The organism is Ruminococcus flavefaciens ATCC 19208 (assembly GCF_000518765.1).
In the GTDB taxonomy this organism is placed as follows: Bacteria; Bacillota; Clostridia; order Oscillospirales; family Ruminococcaceae; genus Ruminococcus; species Ruminococcus flavefaciens.
In genome coordinates this window covers 231,323-249,388 of record NZ_KI912489.1, presented here as the reverse complement: position 1 = coordinate 249,388, position 18,066 = coordinate 231,323, and the positions used below count along the sequence as shown (strand labels likewise).

Here is an 18,066-nt window from a genome sequence, read left to right as displayed (position 1 = left end):
TTATCACCTCTATAAAAACAGGCCGCCTATGCGACCTGTTTCTCTTTTTATTCTTCGCTGGAATCAGCTATCTTCTCACACTTATCTGCAATAACAGCAGCTTCTTCCTCAATTGCTCTCTGCTCGTTTATTTCCTTAGCATCAGCAAGTATATCATTGCAGTTCTCACGGACTTTTGAAGCAGTAGCCATAACGTCTGTCTTAGCGCGAAGCACAGCCGCCGTTGCATGTGTATAGCATTTCTTTGCATCCTTGCTCGAAAGTGCTCTGATACCTGCTGTGCCGAAAAGAACTCCGCCTGCAATAAGGCGTATTTTTTTCCATGGAATATCATTGAATTTCATAATATCACCTCAGTAAAAAATCGAAAGATTTGGTTTCGTTATATTTATAATACCATATATAACGTGCTCTTTCCGCTCCGAACAGAAAAAAGTTGGTATATGATACTAATACGCGTAATTTTCAGATATAAAGTGATTTTTCTGAGCAAAGAGGTTTTTATGCTCCGTTTGGTAATACTTGGGATTAACTCCCATTACTTCGCGGAATGCACCTGAAAATTTGCTTGCATTGCAGTACCCCACTTCCTCTGAAATATCTATTATACGCATATCTGAAGTGCTGATAAGCTCTGCTGCACGGAACATCTTTCTCTTTTTTACATAGGAATAAACAGGACAGCCGAATGTTTGCTTGAACTGCTCTTTCAACGTAGTCTGATTAAGATTGAACATCTCCGAAAGTTCTGAGATAGTATAGTGATCCGATATATTACGACATATAAAAGCACCCACTCTTACTATAAGCTCCTGCTGTTCGCGGCTTACTGATTTATGTTCACTAAGCAGCATAAGCAGTTCAAGTGTTTTTATTCTCAGCATTGAAGCTTTAGGAGCGCTGCTCTCGCTGTATATGTCAGAAAAAAGCTTTTGTATTTTTTCCTCTGATGTCAATACACACCGTTCAGTACATCGTATGCTTTTTATTACATCCGAAATATCCAGTATATCGGCAAAACCTGTACTATTGCAGCGAGAGTCTATAAGTATTGAAATTCCGCAATAATTAGGTGAACAAAAAGTTTGACATTCCGATTTTGTATCATGACGTAAAACTATACAGCTTTTATTTGTCAGGTAATAGTATTCGTTGCCTATCTTATACTCACAGACACCTTTTACGCAATAACTTATTTCAAGAATATTTTTATCCGCAATGTCAGGAATAGTATCATAAATAAGCCTTATATCGGGAAATAGTTGTATCTCACGTTTCATGTCAGTTCATCGCCTGTCCCAATGCTTTTTTTGCCGCCTCAATAATACCGTTTGAACTATAAGTTGCTCCCGAACAAGCATCTATGCCGTCGGCGCTGACCTTTGCACCTATCTGCGGTATGACAGTATTCATTGCATCTCCGAAATACTCGGGATCGTCATCGTCAGCCCATGCGGAAATACTTGTTATGGCGTCGTTTTCTATGGTAAGCTTAACGTGTACCTTTCCTGCGTAGCCCTCAGCTTCTCCCTCATATTCACCGTTTCGGTATCTATAGTTCGACTGCGGCTCGGCAGCAGGAGCTTCTTCATGCTGCTCCTGTGCAGGCTCATCATTATGCTCCTGTTCTTCCTGCTTTTCCTCATGCTTTTCTTCCTCGGCAGATGTGGGCTTTTCGTCCTTTTTATTTGAAGTTACAGGCTCTGTTGCTGTAGTTTTTGAGTCTGTAACTGTTACTGCTGTAGTCTCGGAAGTCTTTTTATCGTCCCTGACAGCAGTTACAGCTGCTTCGGTAACAGCTGTTGTGGTAGGGGCAAATGTAAAGGTCGCCGCATTTTCACTTACATCAGACGACGGCTTCGCAGACTTAGTTCCCGTACCATATGAAAAAGCTCCTACAAGTGCAAACGGCAAGGCAAAAGCGCAGGCACATACTGCATTTGGTAAAAGCTTCTTTTCGGGCTTTTTATTGGCAATATAATACTTTCTGATACGCATTACAGCATAGCCGATGAAAACTGCGCTGTACACAAGTACGCTAAGGAAATAGCCCTCTCTCCCCTTCTGAGCCTTTGGTATGAACAATACAAGGATATGAACGTAGATAAGAGCATAGAAAATATACGCAAGACGCTGTATCTTCTTCCATATTTTGGCGTTCATCTTTTTGCGTATCTTCTTGAACGACATCACAGTGAGAGGCGTCATTATCAGTACCATTGCAAGACATACGATACTCGTTATAACGAAATCTGAGCCTGTTCTGCCCTTGATGAGATTTGTGATGTACGTCATACCGTATGTGATGATGTGCGAGAACGTAAGTATCGCCGCAGTTATGGATAATTCGCCGCGTATGGGCATGAGCTTCTTTATGGGAGCTGAACCGTTGGGCAGCGCTCCTGCCCACATAACAACTGCCCAGAATGCAGTTCCGAGAGCTCCGCGTGAGAATATTCCGAGAGCATAATCGCGGACAAATCTGCTTGAGATCGTCATGTCGGACTGCGTGACAATGACAGAAGCAACTGTGAGTACTGCTGCCGTGATATAGAATACCGCAGGACATTTTTTCAGCGGCTTGTCAAGAATAAACGCGACTATAAGCGCAAAAGCCAATGATATAAGAAATAGCATAAAAATACCTCTTTACAGTATCTGACCTCCGCAGCATAAGCCGCAGAGGTCATGATTTATTGGAGAGTTTGTCAGGATCTCTTTTTTCTGAATGCAAATGCAGATACTCCTGCAATTGCAAGGAATGTAACAGGCAGTGCTGCTCCGCTTACGCCTGTCTTAGGACTGTCCGTCTTTGCAGCTGTTGTTGTCTTTTTAGCTGTAGTAGTTGTTGCTTTTGCTGTTGTCTTTGATGTTGAAGTCGTATTAGCTGATGTTGTGGTAGTAGTTGTTGTTGTTACTGATGCCTGATCATTTATCTCGAATTCATAATTTTTCTCATATCCTGTTGCTTCAACTGTGAGCTTGTACTTGCCGGAGCCATCGAAAACATTTTCTTCTCCTGACTTGGCGTCAAGCTTTACCTCACCTGTCTGTGAGTCGATGACAGTTACACCTCGTCTGCCTGTAGCATACTTCTTTTCGCCAACTGTTACAGATGTGATATTTTTGAGGTAGTTCGCTGCATCTGTCAATGAAGCTCCGTCAGCAGCCACAAGCTTTCCGTCGGAATACTTAACAGGGATAGCGTCAGTTGTAAGTGTGAAGCTTCCTCTTACATCGGAATATTTGCCGTTTTCATCGGAAACAGTAAGCGTATAACTACCCGGCTGTGCGTTACTGTAGCTTACAGTATTTCCTGATACTGTAAATCCGTCAGCCACTTCTCCCTTTACCTTATAATCAGCAGGAACGGCAGAGTTGTCAAATGTAACAGAACCCTTGCCCGACTTGCCGCTCTCGACTGTAAGGCTGTCGGCGAATTTTATGGGAAGATATCCGTTCTGTCCCGAAAGAGTGCTGTAGCCGTTAAGTGTGATGAATGTTACGTCAGTGATAGTCTGTCCCTGAGATGTCTTGTAGTGTTCCGATGACAAAGTATTGCCGTGAGGCTCTTTCTCCTTTATGCCTGTGCCCCATGCTATCTGTCCGTTGCGCCAGATGTTTTCAAGAGCTCGCATACCGTAGTCAGTACCCTCTTTTGTCTTTACGATGACACCGTAAATATCACAGTTGGCAGGTATGCCCTTAACGTTTATCTGATAATCGCCCCAGCTTGTAAGACTTGATACTGTCATCTCACCGCTGAGAGTTTCAGCTCCGTCTGCATCCACAAGCTTTCCAAAAGAAGCCTTGCCGCTTTCTACTGTAACAGGCTTGTATGCCTTTGGCTTCTCTGAAAGCTCCGTAAATCCCATTTTATCGCTGAGCTTGTCAAGATCTGACTTGGCTATCTCAACAGGATAAATGACACCAAGTATCTTTCCGCCGCCGTTTTCAGTCTCGGTATTGAAAGTGCCTGCTGCAAGTCCGCCGCTTTGCCACTTTCCGTCCTCACCCATACTTCCTGTAGTATTGCCCTTCCACTTGTTTGTGGTCGCGGAAGAAACTGCGTCAACAGGAACGCTGTTGTTCAGCTCTGCTGCATAGAAATCAGCGTATGGGATATTCATTGTGCCGTATACCTTGTCACCGTCAGCAGCGTTTGCTGTAAAGGGAACTGCGGCAGCTGCAAAGCAGGCTGCGGCACATAAAATTGATGTAAATTTCTTCATTTCAGTATCTCCTTACGCAAGCTGTGAAGCAAGCTCTTTCAGCTTTGCAAGGTCATCGTCGGAAGCTGCTTCGTTAACAATGAAGCCCTCGTCGCCAATAAGCTCCGCGCCTGCTGCCTTTGTACGGTCGTACCAGTTACGCATCCACTCGCCGTCGCCCCAACCGTATGATCCGAAAAGAAGTACCTTCTTGCCGCTGAGTGATGTCTCGATATCCGTGAAGAACGGCTCAAACTCATCCTCTTCGAGCACCTCTGCGCCCATTGCAGGGCATCCGAAAGCGAATGCGTCATAGTCAGCGACATTGCCCTTGAACTCCGATACTGCGAAAAGCTCTGCATTTGCACCCTCGGCTGCCGCTTTTGCCATAGCCTCGGTATTGCCTGTGCCGCTCCAATAAATTACTGCTGTTTTCATAAAAGACCTCCTATTATTTTATGGCTTGATATAAACTCATGCCGTGATTTAATCTATCGAACAGGGTTTCCCTGCAGCGATCATAGTTTTTGAATGTCTGTTGTGCCTTTTCGGCGTTTTCATATACCTTCCAGTAGCCGCACAGCAGACAGTTTTTTCCGTGGTTACCTATAAATCCTCTGACATCTTCAATGGGATAGCCGAGAAATACACCTATCTCATGCGGGAAATTGTCGCAGCTTATACGGCATGATAGCCTGCGGAGCTTTTGTTCAATGCTCATATCGCAGGTATAGCCGTACTCTGAAAGGAATTGCCGGACCTGCGGCATACTCAGCCATGCGGTCAGCATTTTCGGGTTGTATATGTATACAAGTGTGCGTTCACGGCACTTGCAGAGCTGTACTGCGCTCAGTCCGCTTTCGGACAGTCTGTACCTGAACTCATGCAGATACTCCGCAATAGTTTCCTCGCACATATCGAAAGAAATAAGGTTGGCACATTTTACTCCCAGAAGCGTAGGAGCGCCGTGAAAGGCAAAATCTTTATCAAACTTTAAGCGTTCAACTTCGGACATATTTTCTACCCTTGATATCAGTAAGAAGCTGTTTCAGTGCACTCACGCTGGAGCTGTGAACGTGCTCAACGGGCACTCCGTTTTTCTCGGAGCTCTTCTTTACAGCTCCAAGCATTTTATGGGAACAGGTCCCTGTGAAAACCACCATAAGATCAGGAGTACCAAGCTTGTTCTCGAAGTCCGCAGGCATTTGTGTGAAGACCTTGGACTTGTGATTGAATGATTTGCAGATATCCTGATAACGTGTTGCCATGCGGTCATTGCCGCCAACGATAACTATGCTCATAATTCCTCCTTTTTATTAGCTTATGCTAACTCATTTGTTTTTGTATGGGGCGATGACAGCACCGCCCCGTTACTGTTATTTTGTATGGCATTTTCCGTGCATTGCACAGTGCTCGCAGCCGCAGCCGCAAGACCCCTTGCCGCTTTTCTTATCCTTTACCATCTTTACGATGACAATTGAAACTATTGCAATGAGTATCAGCGATACGATGATAGTTCCGAGATTTTCAGCCAACCATGCGAGCATATTACCACTCCTTTACGCCTTTACCTTTACATCGCCCTTGAACTTTGAAGCTTCGTGATACTTCTTAACAAAGAGCATATAGCACATGAATGCAAGTATCATAGCTGCTGCGATAACTCCTATAATATTCGACTCGCCTGTGAAGAGTCCGCCGAACTGAGTTATCATAAGAGCGATAGCATAAGCAAATCCGCACTGATAAATGATAGCAAATGCAGTCCATTTCGCGTTGTTCATCTCACGCTTGATAGCTCCGATAGCTGCGAAGCACGGTGCGCAAAGAAGATTGAACACAAGGAACGAGAAGCCTGTGATAGCTGTGAACTTTGAAGCAAGAGTCTGCCATACAGTACCGTCTCCGCCGCCGTAGAGAACGCCCATTGTTCCGACGATATTTTCCTTAGCCACAAGACCTGTGATAGAAGCAACGGCTGCCTGCCAGTTGCCCCAGCCCAGAGGCGAGAATATCCAAGCGATAAGTGAGCCGAAGCCTGCAAGGAGCGAGCTGTCAAGCTGATCCTCGTCAAGCATCGTGAAGCTGCCGTCCACTGTTCCGAAGCGTGACAGGAACCACACAACGATAGTGGAAATAAGTATGATAGAGCCAGCCTTTTTGATGAATGACCAGCCACGCTCCCACATTGAACGGAGAACATTGCTGAGTGTTGGCATATGGTATGCAGGGAGCTCCATAACGAACGGTGCAGGCTCTCCTGAGAACATTGCGGTCTTTTTCAGCATGATACCCGATATGATTATAGCAGCCATACCGATGAAGTAAGCTGATACCGAGATAAGCGGTGAACCGCCGAAAATAGCACCTGCTATCATTGCAATAAACGGTACCTTAGCACCGCAGGGAATGAAAGTTGTAGTGATGATCGTCATACGTCTGTCGCGCTCGTTTTCGATAGTTCTTGAAGCCATGATGCCGGGAACGCCGCAGCCTACGCCAACAAGCATAGGAATGAAGGACTTGCCCGAAAGGCCGAACTTTCTGAACACACGGTCAAGCACGAATGCAATACGTGCCATATAGCCGCAGGCCTCAAGGAAAGCAAGCAGGAAGAACAGCACTAACATCTGCGGTACAAATCCGAGAACAGCACCCACACCTGCAACGATACCGTCAAGGATAAGACCTTTCAGCCAGTCGGCTGCGCCAACCTTGTCAAGACCGCTTTCTATTATAGCCGGGATACTTGGTACGAACACACCGTAATCAGCAGGATCGGGTTCTTCACCGATACGCTCTACTGTTGCAAGAGCTTCGTTGTAATCCTCGATAGTTGCTGTTTCGTCTGTTGTTTCAAGAGTTTCTTCATCCTCAACAGAGTAAGTGAACTCGCCAACGGGAGCTGTGCCGTTTTCCTCAACGTAAGCATCATAGCCGTCGATTATCTGCTGTGCGCCTGCGTATTCGTCAGCAATTTCGTTGTAATCCGACGAGCCGATACCAAGCAGATGGAAGCCGTCACCGAAGAGATTATCGTTAGTCCAGTCGGTAGCCCATGCTCCCGGACCTTTCATAGCAATGAGATATACAAGTGTCATAATGACCGCAAAGATAGGAAGTCCCAGCCAACGGTTAGTGACTACCTTGTCTATCTTATCGGAAGCAGTAAGGCTGCCTGCATTTTTCTTCCTGTAGCAAGCCTTGATAACATCAGCTATGTAGATGTAGCGCTCATTTGTGATGATAGACTCAGCGTCGTCGTCAAGCTCCTTTTCCGCTGCTGCTATATCTTCTTCGATATGCTTCATTGTACTCTCGGAGATATTCAGCTTTTCAAGGACTTTTTCGTCACGCTCGAATACCTTTATAGCATACCAGCGCTGCTGCTCCTCCGGCATATCGTGAAGCACAGCTTCTTCGATGTGAGCAATAGCATGTTCGACAGGTCCGCTGAATGTATGCTGTGGTATAGTTTTCGAGTTTCTCGCAGCATTTATAGCTGCCTCCGCAGCTTCATCAACTCCGGTGCCTTTCAACGCGGATATTTCGACTATCTGACATCCCAGCTGCTTTGATAGCTGAGGAATGTTTATCTTGTCGCCGTTTTTCTTCACCACGTCCATCATATTTATCGCAAGGACAACAGGTATTCCAAGCTCAACGAGCTGCGTTGTGAGGTAGAGATTTCTTTCAAGGTTTGTGCCGTCTATGATATTGAGTATAGCGTCAGGTCTGGTTTCGATAAGGTAGTTTCTTGCAACGACTTCTTCAAGAGTGTAGGGCGATAATGAGTATATTCCGGGCAGGTCGGTGATGATGACATCACTGTGCTTTTTCAGCTTTCCCTCCTTCTTCTCAACAGTAACTCCGGGCCAGTTGCCAACGAACTGGTTTGAACCCGTCAGTGCATTGAACAGGGTGGTCTTACCTGCATTCGGGTTGCCTGCAAGTGCTATTCGCAGTTCCATTTATATCTTCCTTTCAAGTTATTTATGGCCAACATTATATCAAAAACATAAGGACCGAAAAGTCCTTTCCCTTATCATTCGACCTCGATAAGCTCGGCGTCTGCCTTACGCAATGAAAGCTCATAGCCGCGAACCTTTATTTCAATCGGATCGCCGAGAGGTGCTACCTTACGGATAAATACCTCCGTACCCTTTGTAAGTCCCATATCCATTATACGGCGCTTTATAGCGCCCTCTCCGTGGAGCTTCTTCACCTTTGCTGTTGAACCTACAGCTGTTTCTCTAAGCGTTTTCATTATACTCACTCCTATCAGACCATTATTCTTCGCGCCATATCCGCACCAATGGCGACACGTGACTCCTTTACCTTAACGATGACATTTTCGCCCAGCACATTTATGAGCGTTACTGTTCCGCCCACGGTAAATCCGAGATTTTCAAGGTGCTGACGTATCTCGGGACTTCCTCCCAGTTTCTTGATAGTCAGTTCCTTTTCAGGCTCTGCTAAACTAAGCGGCATCATTTTCTCACCCTTCCAATTCATATATTTTTATGATAATGTATTAGTGTGATATTAAAGTTATTTCGTTAGCTCTTTATAACATATAAATAATATCACCTCAAATTTGATTTGTCAATGATTTGAAATGATAAATCATTGAAGTTTGTATACAATAACATATTGTTATCACATACTAATATATCATTTTGTTAGTAGACACAAATTTCATTCAAGATAATTGACATCAAATCCGAGCAATGTTATAATTTTATTGTTAGTTGCTTCTAACACAATAAATCATTATAGCAGGCTCCTTTCAGGGTTAAAGTGATAATGTGCGAATATCACCGTATGCAAAGAGCCTGCACCGTCAATAATGTTGATGCTCACCTTTACTGCAATCTATCAATATATTTAAAGGCAAGCATACCACATTAAATATATCAAAACAGGAGAAATAATATGGACTATTTAGAAATTGAAAAGGTCGTTGGACGCGAGATACTGGACTCACGAGGAAATCCTACCGTTGAAGCCGAGATAACTCTCGCTGACGGAACCATTGCAAGAGGAACTGCTCCAAGCGGCGCATCAACAGGTGAATTTGAAGCTCTTGAGCTTCGTGACGGCGGTGAGCGTTACCTCGGAAAGGGCGTAACAAAGGCAGTTGAAAACATCAACACTGTTATTGCCGAGACTATCACAGGTATGGACGCTTCCGACATTTACGCTATTGACGCGGCTATGATAAAGGCTGACGGCACTAAAGACAAGTCAAAGCTGGGCGCAAACGCTATCCTTGCTGTTTCTATTGCCTGTGCAAGAGCAGCTGCAACTTCTCTTGACATTCCACTTTATCGTTTCCTCGGCGGTATTCAGGGCACTAAGCTCCCCGTACCGATGATGAATATTCTCAACGGCGGAGCTCACGCTGACAGCGCTGTTGATACTCAGGAATTCATGATAATGCCTGTTGGAGCTCCCACATTCAAGGAGGCTCTCCGTTGGTGCGCCGAAGTATTCCATGCGCTGAAAAAGCTGCTCAAGGATATGGGAGACGTTACCGCTGTAGGCGACGAGGGCGGCTTTGCTCCCAACAAGCTCACAAGTGACGAGGAAGCTATCGAAAAGATACTCGAAGCTGTAAAAACAGCAGGCTTTGAGCCGGGTAAGGACTTCATGATAGCTATGGACGCTGCTTCCTCCGAGTGGAAGAGCGAAAAAGGCAAGGGCTTCTACAAGCAGCCAAAGTCGGGAAAAGAATTCACTTCAGATGAGCTTATCGCTCACTGGGAAGCACTTGTTGACAAGTACCCAATAATCTCCATTGAGGACGGTCTCGACGAGGAGGACTGGGAAGGCTGGCAGAAGATGACCGCTAAGATCGGTCACAAGGTTCAGCTTGTTGGTGATGACCTTTTTGTTACAAACACCGAGCGTCTTGCAAAGGGTATCTCTCTCGGCGCAGGCAACTCCATACTCATCAAGCTCAATCAGATCGGCTCTGTTTCCGAGACTCTTGAAGCTATAAAAATGGCTCATAAGGCAGGATACACAGCTATATCCTCACACCGTTCCGGCGAGACTGCCGACACCACTATCGCCGATCTTGCAGTTGCACTTAACACTTGTCAGATAAAGACAGGAGCTCCATCACGTTCAGAGCGTGTTGCAAAATACAATCAGCTTCTCCGCATAGAGGAGCAGTTAGGCGCTTCCGCCTGCTATCCGCAAATGGGAGCATTCAACGTTAAAAAGTAATCCGGATGAACCTTTCTTTTACCAAAAACTCGCCTGTACTTTTAGGTACAGGCGAGTTTATTTTTTATCCGAGTGCAACATCGAGTATCATCATCAGTGTAAATCCGACTGAAAACAAGATAACTCCAATGTTTGAATGTTCACCCTCTGACATTTCGGGTATCATCTCTTCAACGACCACGTAGATCATAGCCCCTGCTGCAAAGCTCAGTAAATATGGCATTGCAGGCAGAAACAGTCCTGCGAACAGTATCGTAAGAGCTGCACCTATGGGTTCAACTACTCCTGAAGAAACGCCGCCTGCAAATGCTTTACTCTTGGTTTTTCCCTCCGCATAAAGCGGCATGGAAATTATAGCTCCCTCCGGAAAATTCTGTATAGCTATTCCCAGTGCCAGTGCAAAAGCGTCACCTGCCGACATCTCGGCTGATCCTGACAGAAATCCTGCATATACTATGCCCACTGCCATTCCTTCGGGAATATTATGGAGAGTTACCGCAAGAACCATCATTGTGGTTCTCGCCAGACTTGACTGAACGCCCTCTGCTTTTTCTGCATTCATGTGCAGATGTGGTATTACGGTATCGAGCAACAACAAAAACAGGATACCGCACCAGAATCCTATAACCGCAGGTATAAAAGCAAGCTTTCCCTTATCGTCAGACATATCCATTGCAGGTATGATAAGGCTCCATATTGAGGCAGCGGTCATAACTCCTGCTGCAAAACCTGTCAATGCACGCTGTATTTGTTTGCTCAGGCTGTGCTTCATAAAAAACACACAGGCTGAGCCTGCAGCTGTACCTATAAACGGCAGCTGCAATCCTGTTATGATTTCTTTTTGCATATACAATTCCTTTCTGCAAACGCTTTGCCTGAATCAAGATATGCAGTATTATAACGATTTCAGAATAAAATTACCATCTGATAGTCGCCCAGCGATCGTTCATTTTCGGCAGCAGCAATGCAAATATCTTCGCACGGATACTGTACTTTTTCATCTCTTCATTGAAGCTGTGTTCTTCCACAAGCCGAAAACCGTCCACCAGATCGGCAATTTCCTGTCCCGAATCCGTCCCCGACATAAAGTGTGCATTGGTATTTTTCACGGTATCATGATGCTTTTCGTTCTTCTGCATCATCTTGCAGTTCTGTTCTGCAATAAGAGTACCGCCGTCAGGGAAGTTGTTTTTCAGCACTTCCAGAAATGTGCGTATCTGATCAAGGGTCAGATACATGAACAGTCCCTCAGCGATGAATACAGGCTTCGCTTTTCTTCCTATGAGTGCTTCCTTCACCTGTCCGCACCAGTTATCCTCCAAGGCACTGCCTTCGATCATGGTTACACGGTCACGTTCGGGAAATGCCTTTTTTCTTGCGGCAATGGCATCTGGCAGATCAAGATCGAACCATAGAATTTTGCCATTATCCATTCTGGAAAAGCGATCATCAAAGCCTGCGCCCACATTTACAATTACCGTATCAGGAGCGTTCTGAATTATCCCTTTTAGCTGACGGTCAAGCATGATCGTTCTTGCAACAACGCCCTCGTGGGACATGAATTTGTCATACTGTGATGTATCTATTTTCAACTCTCTGATTATTTCGACAGCCTTTTTATCCTTGATGCGGGCATTTTTCCGAAGTGTCTCATTTGCCTTGACTGCAAGGGGAATAAGTGCAGTCGTCTGTACATCGCCTAATTTAAGTTCCATAATAAATACTCCTTTTTTAAGTTTATTCCATGCCTTTCAGCACTTCAACCATATCTATCCTCTTTATTCTGCGCGATACTCCGAAAGCCGTCTGACATTATAAGATGATATTTCCTTACCGCCAACAATGACCTTGCCCTCTGTTGGAACGTCAATACCGCCAAGCATATTCAGCACGGTTGATCTCCCTTCACCTGACTGTCCGAGTATGACCACAAATTCTCCTTTTTCTATAGTAAAGCTCACATGGTCAACTGCAACCTGTTTTCCTTCGCCTTTACCATAGATCTTTACTGCATCTTTAAATTCTGCTGTATTCATAATTTATCCCCTCATTTAGTTAGGTTACACAAACTTTGCGTCAAAAAAATAATTCCTTTAACCCGCTATTCTCTTGTGATACTATCTCAGGGTGATTATGAAGAAAGAAATCCAAAAGCGCTTCGTATGACTCATCACCCATACTGTGCTCCATTTTACAAGCATCGGTTTTAGCGTTTTCTTCTCTGACTCCCAGATATCGGAGCATCATAAGGAAAAAATAATACCTTCCTTTTATTTTTTTAGCCAGCTCTAAACCTTTTCTTGTAAGAATTATATTATAGCTATTGATACATTCGATATATCCTTCTTTTTCAAGCTCATGCACAGCAATACTTACTGTTGGTTTTGAAACCCCAAGTTCCCCGACGATATCAATGCCTCTTGCACTGCCGTACGCTTCCTGAATTTTCAGAATAGTTCTGAGATAATTTTCAGTTTTTTCTTTTCCGAGCATTCAAGCACTTCCTTTGAACAATTTGTATTACATTTAAAAATCATTTGTTAGTACACGATAACGTTTATGTTTAATTATATCATAGATAAACCATTTTGTCAATATTCATTATAAAAAACTTATGAAGTAATGTCGAAGACTTTTCACAGATAGATGATGCTCTCTGATTGCTGCCGATTTTTTATTGCATAAGAACCAAAGTGACATTTTTCAGAAAAACTATCATATAAAAATAACCACACAGTCAATAAACTGCGTGATTAAACTATTTGTTTGTGTATGTGTTACGATTCAGATACCGCTTCATGCGCGGAAAAAAATTCACGTCCCGGATTTACCGAGACGCGAATATGCCTGCGGGGGCTCCCCGCTGGAGCTTATGACGGGACTCGAACGGACGACCTGCTCATTATGAACAGGCACACCTCCATTCTGTGGTTTTACCAAATCCAAATAATCTGCGATATTATGGGGGATTTAGCAATTTTGATTCATCATTGTCTTCATTAATACACATCGTTATAGTCATAAAAGCCCGCCCAAACCTAATTAAAAGTTCGGACGGGGTTCATTAATTTTCCTTTTCGACATCAGTTACGATACTTTCATCAGAAACTGTTTGGGGATCAAATACCACTTTCCCTGTTTCTGTACTAATGGAATACATATTACTTTCAAACGCTTTTCTGAAAAAGCTGATGGAACTTTTCAATATCATAACTAACACCTTTTTATATTTTTTATGGCACATATTTTTTGTACAAAAACAGCTTCTCCGTTACCGAAGAAGCTGCAGGTCATTCATTTAAATGCATTTTTTAGGAGGTTATACACTTAATGGTTTTCAGCAAATTCTTGTTTGTCAATGTAACATCGTCCTGTGCTGCGCATTCGGTCTGTCCCCCTGACGATAGAGCGAAGCATTACCAGCACATAGGATATTCTGTTGTCCATTCTTCCCGCTCCTTTCGTTTGGTATGACTTTATTATAGCACTGAAAAAGCCGGTTGTCCAATCCCAAAAACTCATTGCAGGTAATAGCCGTAGGCTATATCAGAATTTAAGCCGCATCTGATACCATACAGCGTTTCCGTGTACTGAATCCGAAATGCCCTCATTTACATATCCGAACTTCTCATAAAACTGGATAAGTTCTTCTTTGCAGGTGAGAACTATACCGCAGCGCTTCTGTTTTTTGTCTCTTCAATAACATATTCCATAAGCTGTGAAGCAAGACCTTTATGCTGATATTCAGGAATTACTGCAACTCCGAAAAGCATCAGCCATTTCCCGTCGGGAGCATACGATTCGGTACCTTCATACATTTCATCACACAGGTCTATTCTATCGGTAGTCATTCCGTTTATCATGCATATTATCTGTCTGTCCTTTTCTGTTACCCAGAAGCATTCAGGATAATTCCGCAGTCTGAGTTCAAAAGCTCTTCTGTCTGCGGCTTCCGATACGGGAAAGCAACGGCTCTCTAATTCTGTTACAGCATCAAGATCGTTTATGTTTGCGTGTCTTATCATACCCTGCATATATCCCTCACTACTTCTCCTGCGATAAGCAGACCTGCTACAGCAGGAACAAAAGCAGTACTTCCGGGAATATCACGGCGCTCCGTACATTTATGCTGTGCTCCGGGAGGACAGATGCAGTGACTGCGGCAGCTTATGGACATATCTTCAAGAGGACGTATAGGCTGCTCGTCGGAGTAAACCACTTTCAGCTTCTTAACACCACGTTTTCTAAGCTCATGACGCATTACACGGGCAAGGGGACAAACCTGTGTCTCGTAAATATCCGCTATTTTCATACGTCCTGCGTCAAGTTTATTGCCTGCGCCCATTGCGCTTATCACAGGTACATTCTTTTCTTTACAGCGCATAATGAGCTCCAGCTTTGCCGTTACCGTATCAACTGCGTCGATGACATAATCGTATTTGTCAAAGGGGAAATCATCAGCATTTTCAGGCAGAAAGAAGCATTTGTGTATGCGTATATCCGCTTCGGGATTTATCTCCTGCATACGTTCAGCCATGACCTCAGCCTTGTATTTCCCGACAGTTTTTCTTGTAGCAAGTATCTGGCGGTTAAGATTAGTCAAACAGACCTTGTCGTCGTCGATAAGGTCGAAATGACCTATGCCGCTCCTGACAAGAGCTTCACATACATAACCGCCTACGCCGCCTATACCAAATACCGCAACTCTCGACTCCGAGAGCTTTTTTATAGCATCAGCTCCTATAAGAAGCTGTGTCCTTGAAAACTGATTAAGCATTATATTCCTCTCTTTTCATATTATAACAATATATAGTATGATTATATATCATGCTATCATACTTGTCAATAATAAATTCATATAAATCCTATTGACAAAATATGTATATCATGATATATTATATATAGTCATTCAGTATGTATTATTTGGAGGTGTTTGTTATGCTATATCGTTTTGACATGATCAATATATGTAAATGTATGACATTTCTCTCCATGCTTGCTGAATCATAGTCTTTTTCCATACCTATGAATATCTTAGCAGGAGAGACAGGTATGTCTCTATTTTTATTATCGGAGGTATGATATGAAAGATACAATTCGCAATGCGATATATGAGAAATACATCGCGCCCACAAAAAAGAAGCGTCCCGACTATATAGGCGTTGAAATAGAAATGCCTGTGATAAATCTGAATGGCAAGCCTGTTGATGAGGCAGTTTCGATAAGCGTTGCAGAAAAATTCACTGAGCATTTCGGCTTTACTCCCGAAGGACATGATTCAAACGGGAGCCTTACGTCTTCAAAACACTCTCCCACAGGTGATATTCTTTCCTTTGACTGCTGCTATTCAAATCTTGAGCTTTCATTCGGCAAGGCAGTAAGTCTCTTTGAAGTCAAAGAGCGTTTTGAGAAATACGGCAAATTCCTCAACTTGGAATTCGCAAAGCATAACTATACACTAACAGGTATGGGCGTAAATCCCAATGCTGATATAAACCACAATAAGCCTATACAAAACGAACGCTACCGTATGCTTTACCACTATCTCCACTCTTATCCTCAGCATATGAATGAGGTGGAAATTCGTTTTCATGAGCGCCCTGATTTCGGCACTTTCACCAGTGCTTCTCAGGTGCAGCTTGATGTTAGATATGACGATCTCACTGACGTTATCAATGTTTTCGGACTGCTCGAACCGTATAAGGCGCTGCTTTTTGCCAACTCCTATCTTCCCGATTATCCCCAGTTCCTGTGCGTGAGAAATATGCTCTGGGAGCACAGTATGCAGGGCTACAATCCTCATAATGTGGGAATGTTCGCACAGAAGATATCAAGCGTTGACGAGCTTATCGACTACATAGGAACACAATCTATTTACTGCACTATGCGTGACGGTAAATATGTGGATTTCACTCCCGTGACCATTGATGAATACTTCTCAAAAAACAATATCGAAGGCGAATACTTTGACGGTGAATGCTACCGCAAAATGTTGTTTTCTCCTGAGAGTACGGATATAGACCATCTTCGCACATTCAAGTTCGAGGACCTTACTTTCAGAGGTACTATCGAATACCGCAGCTCATGCTGCCAGCCCTTGTCGGAAGCACTTACCGTTGCGGCTTTCCATACAGGTCTGAAAGAAAAACTGTATGAACTGAAAGAACTGCTCGAAAATGACCACGTTATATATTCTCATGGTTTCAGTGCTCTTGAATTGCAAAAGCTGCTTTCAAAACGTAAACTGCCTGATTTTCTTGACGCAGGAGCTGTCGAGCAGCAGCTTATCAATATACTCGACATTGCAGCCCTCGGACTGAAAAAACGCAGCCTCGGCGAAGAAGTTCTCCTTTCGCCGCTGTATGAAAGAGCAGAAAGACACACAAATCCTGCAAAAACAATGCTTGACGGAATTTCAAAAGGTACACCCATAACAAATTATATTGAGCGGTACGCTGCGATATGAGGTAAAAAAATGAGTGAAAATTATTACAGCGGGAAATTCGGCATAGAGCGCGAAACACTCCGCGTTGACAGTCAGGGCAGACTTGCCCTGACTCCTCACCCTTTTGGCAATGATGCGCACATAACCCGTGACTTCTGCGAAAATCAGGTGGAGCTTGTAACTCCCGTAGCAGGCAGTATCGAAGAGACTCTCGGCTATCTTAAAGTACTTGATGATATTACAAGAAAAAAGCTTGCCGAAAACGGCGAGAGTATATGGCTCTACAGCAATCCTCCCCACTTTGACAGCGAGGACGATATCCCTATAGCTGACTTCACAGGCGACCATTCTTCAAAACGTGCATACCGTGAAGTGCTCAAACAGAAATACGGTAAAAAGCTCATGCTTTTTTCGGGGATACACTTCAATTTTTCCTTTGCTGAGGAGTTCATCAATGAGATGAATACTGAGGGAGAAGACTTCCGCACATTCAAAGATGAGCTTTATCTCCGCCTTTACAAGCAGCTCATGGTGCACAGCTACCTGCTTGTGCTTCTCACAACGGCAAGTCCATATTATGACGCTTCACTTGACAAAGACGGAAGATGCGGTATAATTATGAGTGAATATTCCTCTCTGAGGAACAGCAAGCGCGGCTACTGGAACAAGTTCCTGCCTATCCTCGACCACAAAAGTTTAAAGACGTTCACAGGCAGTATCAAGAAGCATATCGTCACAGGCTCATTGTATTCCGCAAGCGAGCTGTATCTGCCCATACGTCTTAAACCCAAGGGTGTGAACAGCCTTGAAAATCTTGCGGCAAATGGTGTTGACCATATAGAGCTGAGAATGTTCGACCTCAACCCTTCAGCACCTCTCGGCATTGACGGCAGAGATCTCGAATTTGCACATCTGCTCATACTGTACCTGACATCACAGCCCGATTTTGACTTCACTCCCGAATTGCAGGAAAAGGCAGTCAGCGACCATAAAAATGCAGCACTGCTCAGCCCCGACGCTGAACTGTTAGAACGCGGTGAAAGCGTTATCAAGGAGATGGAAAGATATTTCAGCAGCAATAAAAAGGCACTTGAAATAATAAGATTTGAAGAGAACAAAATTACAGGCAATGCTTGCTACAAAAAAGCAGCTATGAATTGTGCATTATAAATTGAA

Annotated in this window: 20 protein-coding genes; 3 read left to right on the top strand and 17 right to left on the bottom strand. The window is 43.9% G+C overall.

What is annotated here, in order from left to right; translation table 11 throughout:
- Positions 1-47 precede the first annotated feature (47 nt).
- The 11 genes from L870_RS0107895 to L870_RS0107845 all read right to left on the bottom strand — a co-directional run bounded on the left by L870_RS0107895 (position 48) and on the right by L870_RS0107845 (position 8,705).
- Positions 48-344, bottom strand: coding sequence for a DUF6110 family protein (locus tag L870_RS0107895; RefSeq protein WP_028517687.1), 297 nt, complete (start codon positions 342-344; stop codon positions 48-50).
- Positions 345-449: 105 nt separating this feature from the next.
- On the bottom strand, positions 450-956 hold the full coding sequence (locus tag L870_RS19490) for a helix-turn-helix domain-containing protein (RefSeq protein WP_207637715.1): 507 nt from the start codon (positions 954-956) through the stop codon (positions 450-452).
- Between the two features lie 325 nt (positions 957-1,281).
- A complete protein-coding gene (locus L870_RS0107885; protein WP_028517685.1) occupies positions 1,282-2,637 on the bottom strand; it encodes an FMN-binding protein in 1,356 nt (451 codons plus the stop codon).
- Positions 2,638-2,708: 71 nt separating this feature from the next.
- Entirely contained in the window at positions 2,709-4,232 is a 1,524-nt protein-coding gene (locus L870_RS0107880; protein ID WP_028517684.1) for a hemoblobin-interacting domain-containing protein, read from the bottom strand.
- 12 nt (positions 4,233-4,244) lie between these two features.
- On the bottom strand, positions 4,245-4,649 hold the full coding sequence (locus L870_RS0107875) for a flavodoxin (protein ID WP_028517683.1): 405 nt from the start codon (positions 4,647-4,649) through the stop codon (positions 4,245-4,247).
- A 13-nt stretch (positions 4,650-4,662) separates the two neighbouring features.
- Positions 4,663-5,226, bottom strand: a complete 564-nt coding sequence (locus L870_RS0107870; protein ID WP_028517682.1) for a DUF3793 family protein — start codon at positions 5,224-5,226, stop codon at positions 4,663-4,665.
- Entirely contained in the window at positions 5,213-5,512 is a 300-nt protein-coding gene (locus L870_RS0107865; RefSeq protein ID WP_019680047.1) for a DUF2325 domain-containing protein, read from the bottom strand. The genes L870_RS0107870 and L870_RS0107865 overlap by 14 nt, the downstream gene beginning before the upstream one ends.
- Before the next feature lie 75 nt (positions 5,513-5,587).
- Entirely contained in the window at positions 5,588-5,758 is a 171-nt protein-coding gene (locus tag L870_RS18985; RefSeq protein ID WP_080676388.1) for a FeoB-associated Cys-rich membrane protein, read from the bottom strand.
- Positions 5,759-5,770: 12 nt separating this feature from the next.
- Positions 5,771-8,182, bottom strand: coding sequence for a ferrous iron transport protein B (gene feoB, locus L870_RS0107855; protein WP_028517681.1), 2,412 nt, complete (start codon positions 8,180-8,182; stop codon positions 5,771-5,773).
- Positions 8,183-8,256: 74 nt separating this feature from the next.
- Positions 8,257-8,478, bottom strand: a complete 222-nt coding sequence (locus L870_RS0107850) for a FeoA family protein (protein WP_028517680.1) — start codon at positions 8,476-8,478, stop codon at positions 8,257-8,259.
- A 14-nt stretch (positions 8,479-8,492) separates the two neighbouring features.
- Positions 8,493-8,705: a FeoA family protein gene (locus L870_RS0107845; protein WP_028517679.1), complete on the bottom strand. Its 213-nt coding sequence runs from the start codon at positions 8,703-8,705 to the stop codon at positions 8,493-8,495.
- A 441-nt stretch (positions 8,706-9,146) separates the two neighbouring features.
- Between L870_RS0107845 and eno the strand changes: the two genes are divergently transcribed.
- Positions 9,147-10,445, top strand: a complete 1,299-nt coding sequence (eno, locus tag L870_RS0107840) for a phosphopyruvate hydratase (RefSeq protein ID WP_028517678.1) — start codon at positions 9,147-9,149, stop codon at positions 10,443-10,445.
- Positions 10,446-10,509: 64 nt separating this feature from the next.
- Here the strand turns inward: eno and L870_RS0107835 are convergent, their stop codons facing one another.
- The 6 genes from L870_RS0107835 to L870_RS0107805 all read right to left on the bottom strand — a co-directional run bounded on the left by L870_RS0107835 (position 10,510) and on the right by L870_RS0107805 (position 15,222).
- The gene (locus L870_RS0107835; protein WP_028517677.1) at positions 10,510-11,292 is read right to left on the bottom strand and encodes a ZIP family metal transporter; all 783 of its coding nucleotides are present in this window, start codon (positions 11,290-11,292) and stop codon (positions 10,510-10,512) included.
- 70 nt (positions 11,293-11,362) lie between these two features.
- Positions 11,363-12,160: a class I SAM-dependent methyltransferase gene (locus tag L870_RS0107830; protein ID WP_028517676.1), complete on the bottom strand. Its 798-nt coding sequence runs from the start codon at positions 12,158-12,160 to the stop codon at positions 11,363-11,365.
- Between the two features lie 63 nt (positions 12,161-12,223).
- On the bottom strand, positions 12,224-12,481 hold the full coding sequence (locus L870_RS0107825; RefSeq protein ID WP_028517675.1) for an ATP-binding cassette domain-containing protein: 258 nt from the start codon (positions 12,479-12,481) through the stop codon (positions 12,224-12,226).
- A 40-nt stretch (positions 12,482-12,521) separates the two neighbouring features.
- A complete protein-coding gene (locus L870_RS17050) occupies positions 12,522-12,938 on the bottom strand; it encodes a metal-dependent transcriptional regulator (RefSeq protein WP_051411469.1) in 417 nt (138 codons plus the stop codon).
- Positions 12,939-14,110: 1,172 nt separating this feature from the next.
- Positions 14,111-14,479, bottom strand: coding sequence for a GNAT family N-acetyltransferase (locus L870_RS17045; protein ID WP_341349465.1), 369 nt, complete (start codon positions 14,477-14,479; stop codon positions 14,111-14,113).
- Positions 14,467-15,222 carry a tRNA threonylcarbamoyladenosine dehydratase gene (locus tag L870_RS0107805; RefSeq protein WP_028517673.1) on the bottom strand — a complete coding sequence of 252 codons (756 nt, stop codon included), beginning with the start codon at positions 15,220-15,222 and terminating at the stop codon, positions 14,467-14,469. Before L870_RS0107805 ends, L870_RS17045 begins: the two co-directional genes overlap by 13 nt.
- A 306-nt stretch (positions 15,223-15,528) precedes the next feature.
- Here L870_RS0107805 and L870_RS0107800 point away from each other — a divergent pair, with 306 nt between their 5' ends.
- Together L870_RS0107800 and L870_RS17040 are read left to right on the top strand one after the other, a co-directional pair.
- Positions 15,529-16,911: a glutamylcysteine synthetase gene (locus tag L870_RS0107800; protein ID WP_028517672.1), complete on the top strand. Its 1,383-nt coding sequence runs from the start codon at positions 15,529-15,531 to the stop codon at positions 16,909-16,911.
- A 9-nt stretch (positions 16,912-16,920) separates the two neighbouring features.
- A complete protein-coding gene (locus tag L870_RS17040; protein ID WP_051411468.1) occupies positions 16,921-18,060 on the top strand; it encodes a glutathione synthase in 1,140 nt (379 codons plus the stop codon).
- Positions 18,061-18,066: the final 6 nt, after the last annotated feature.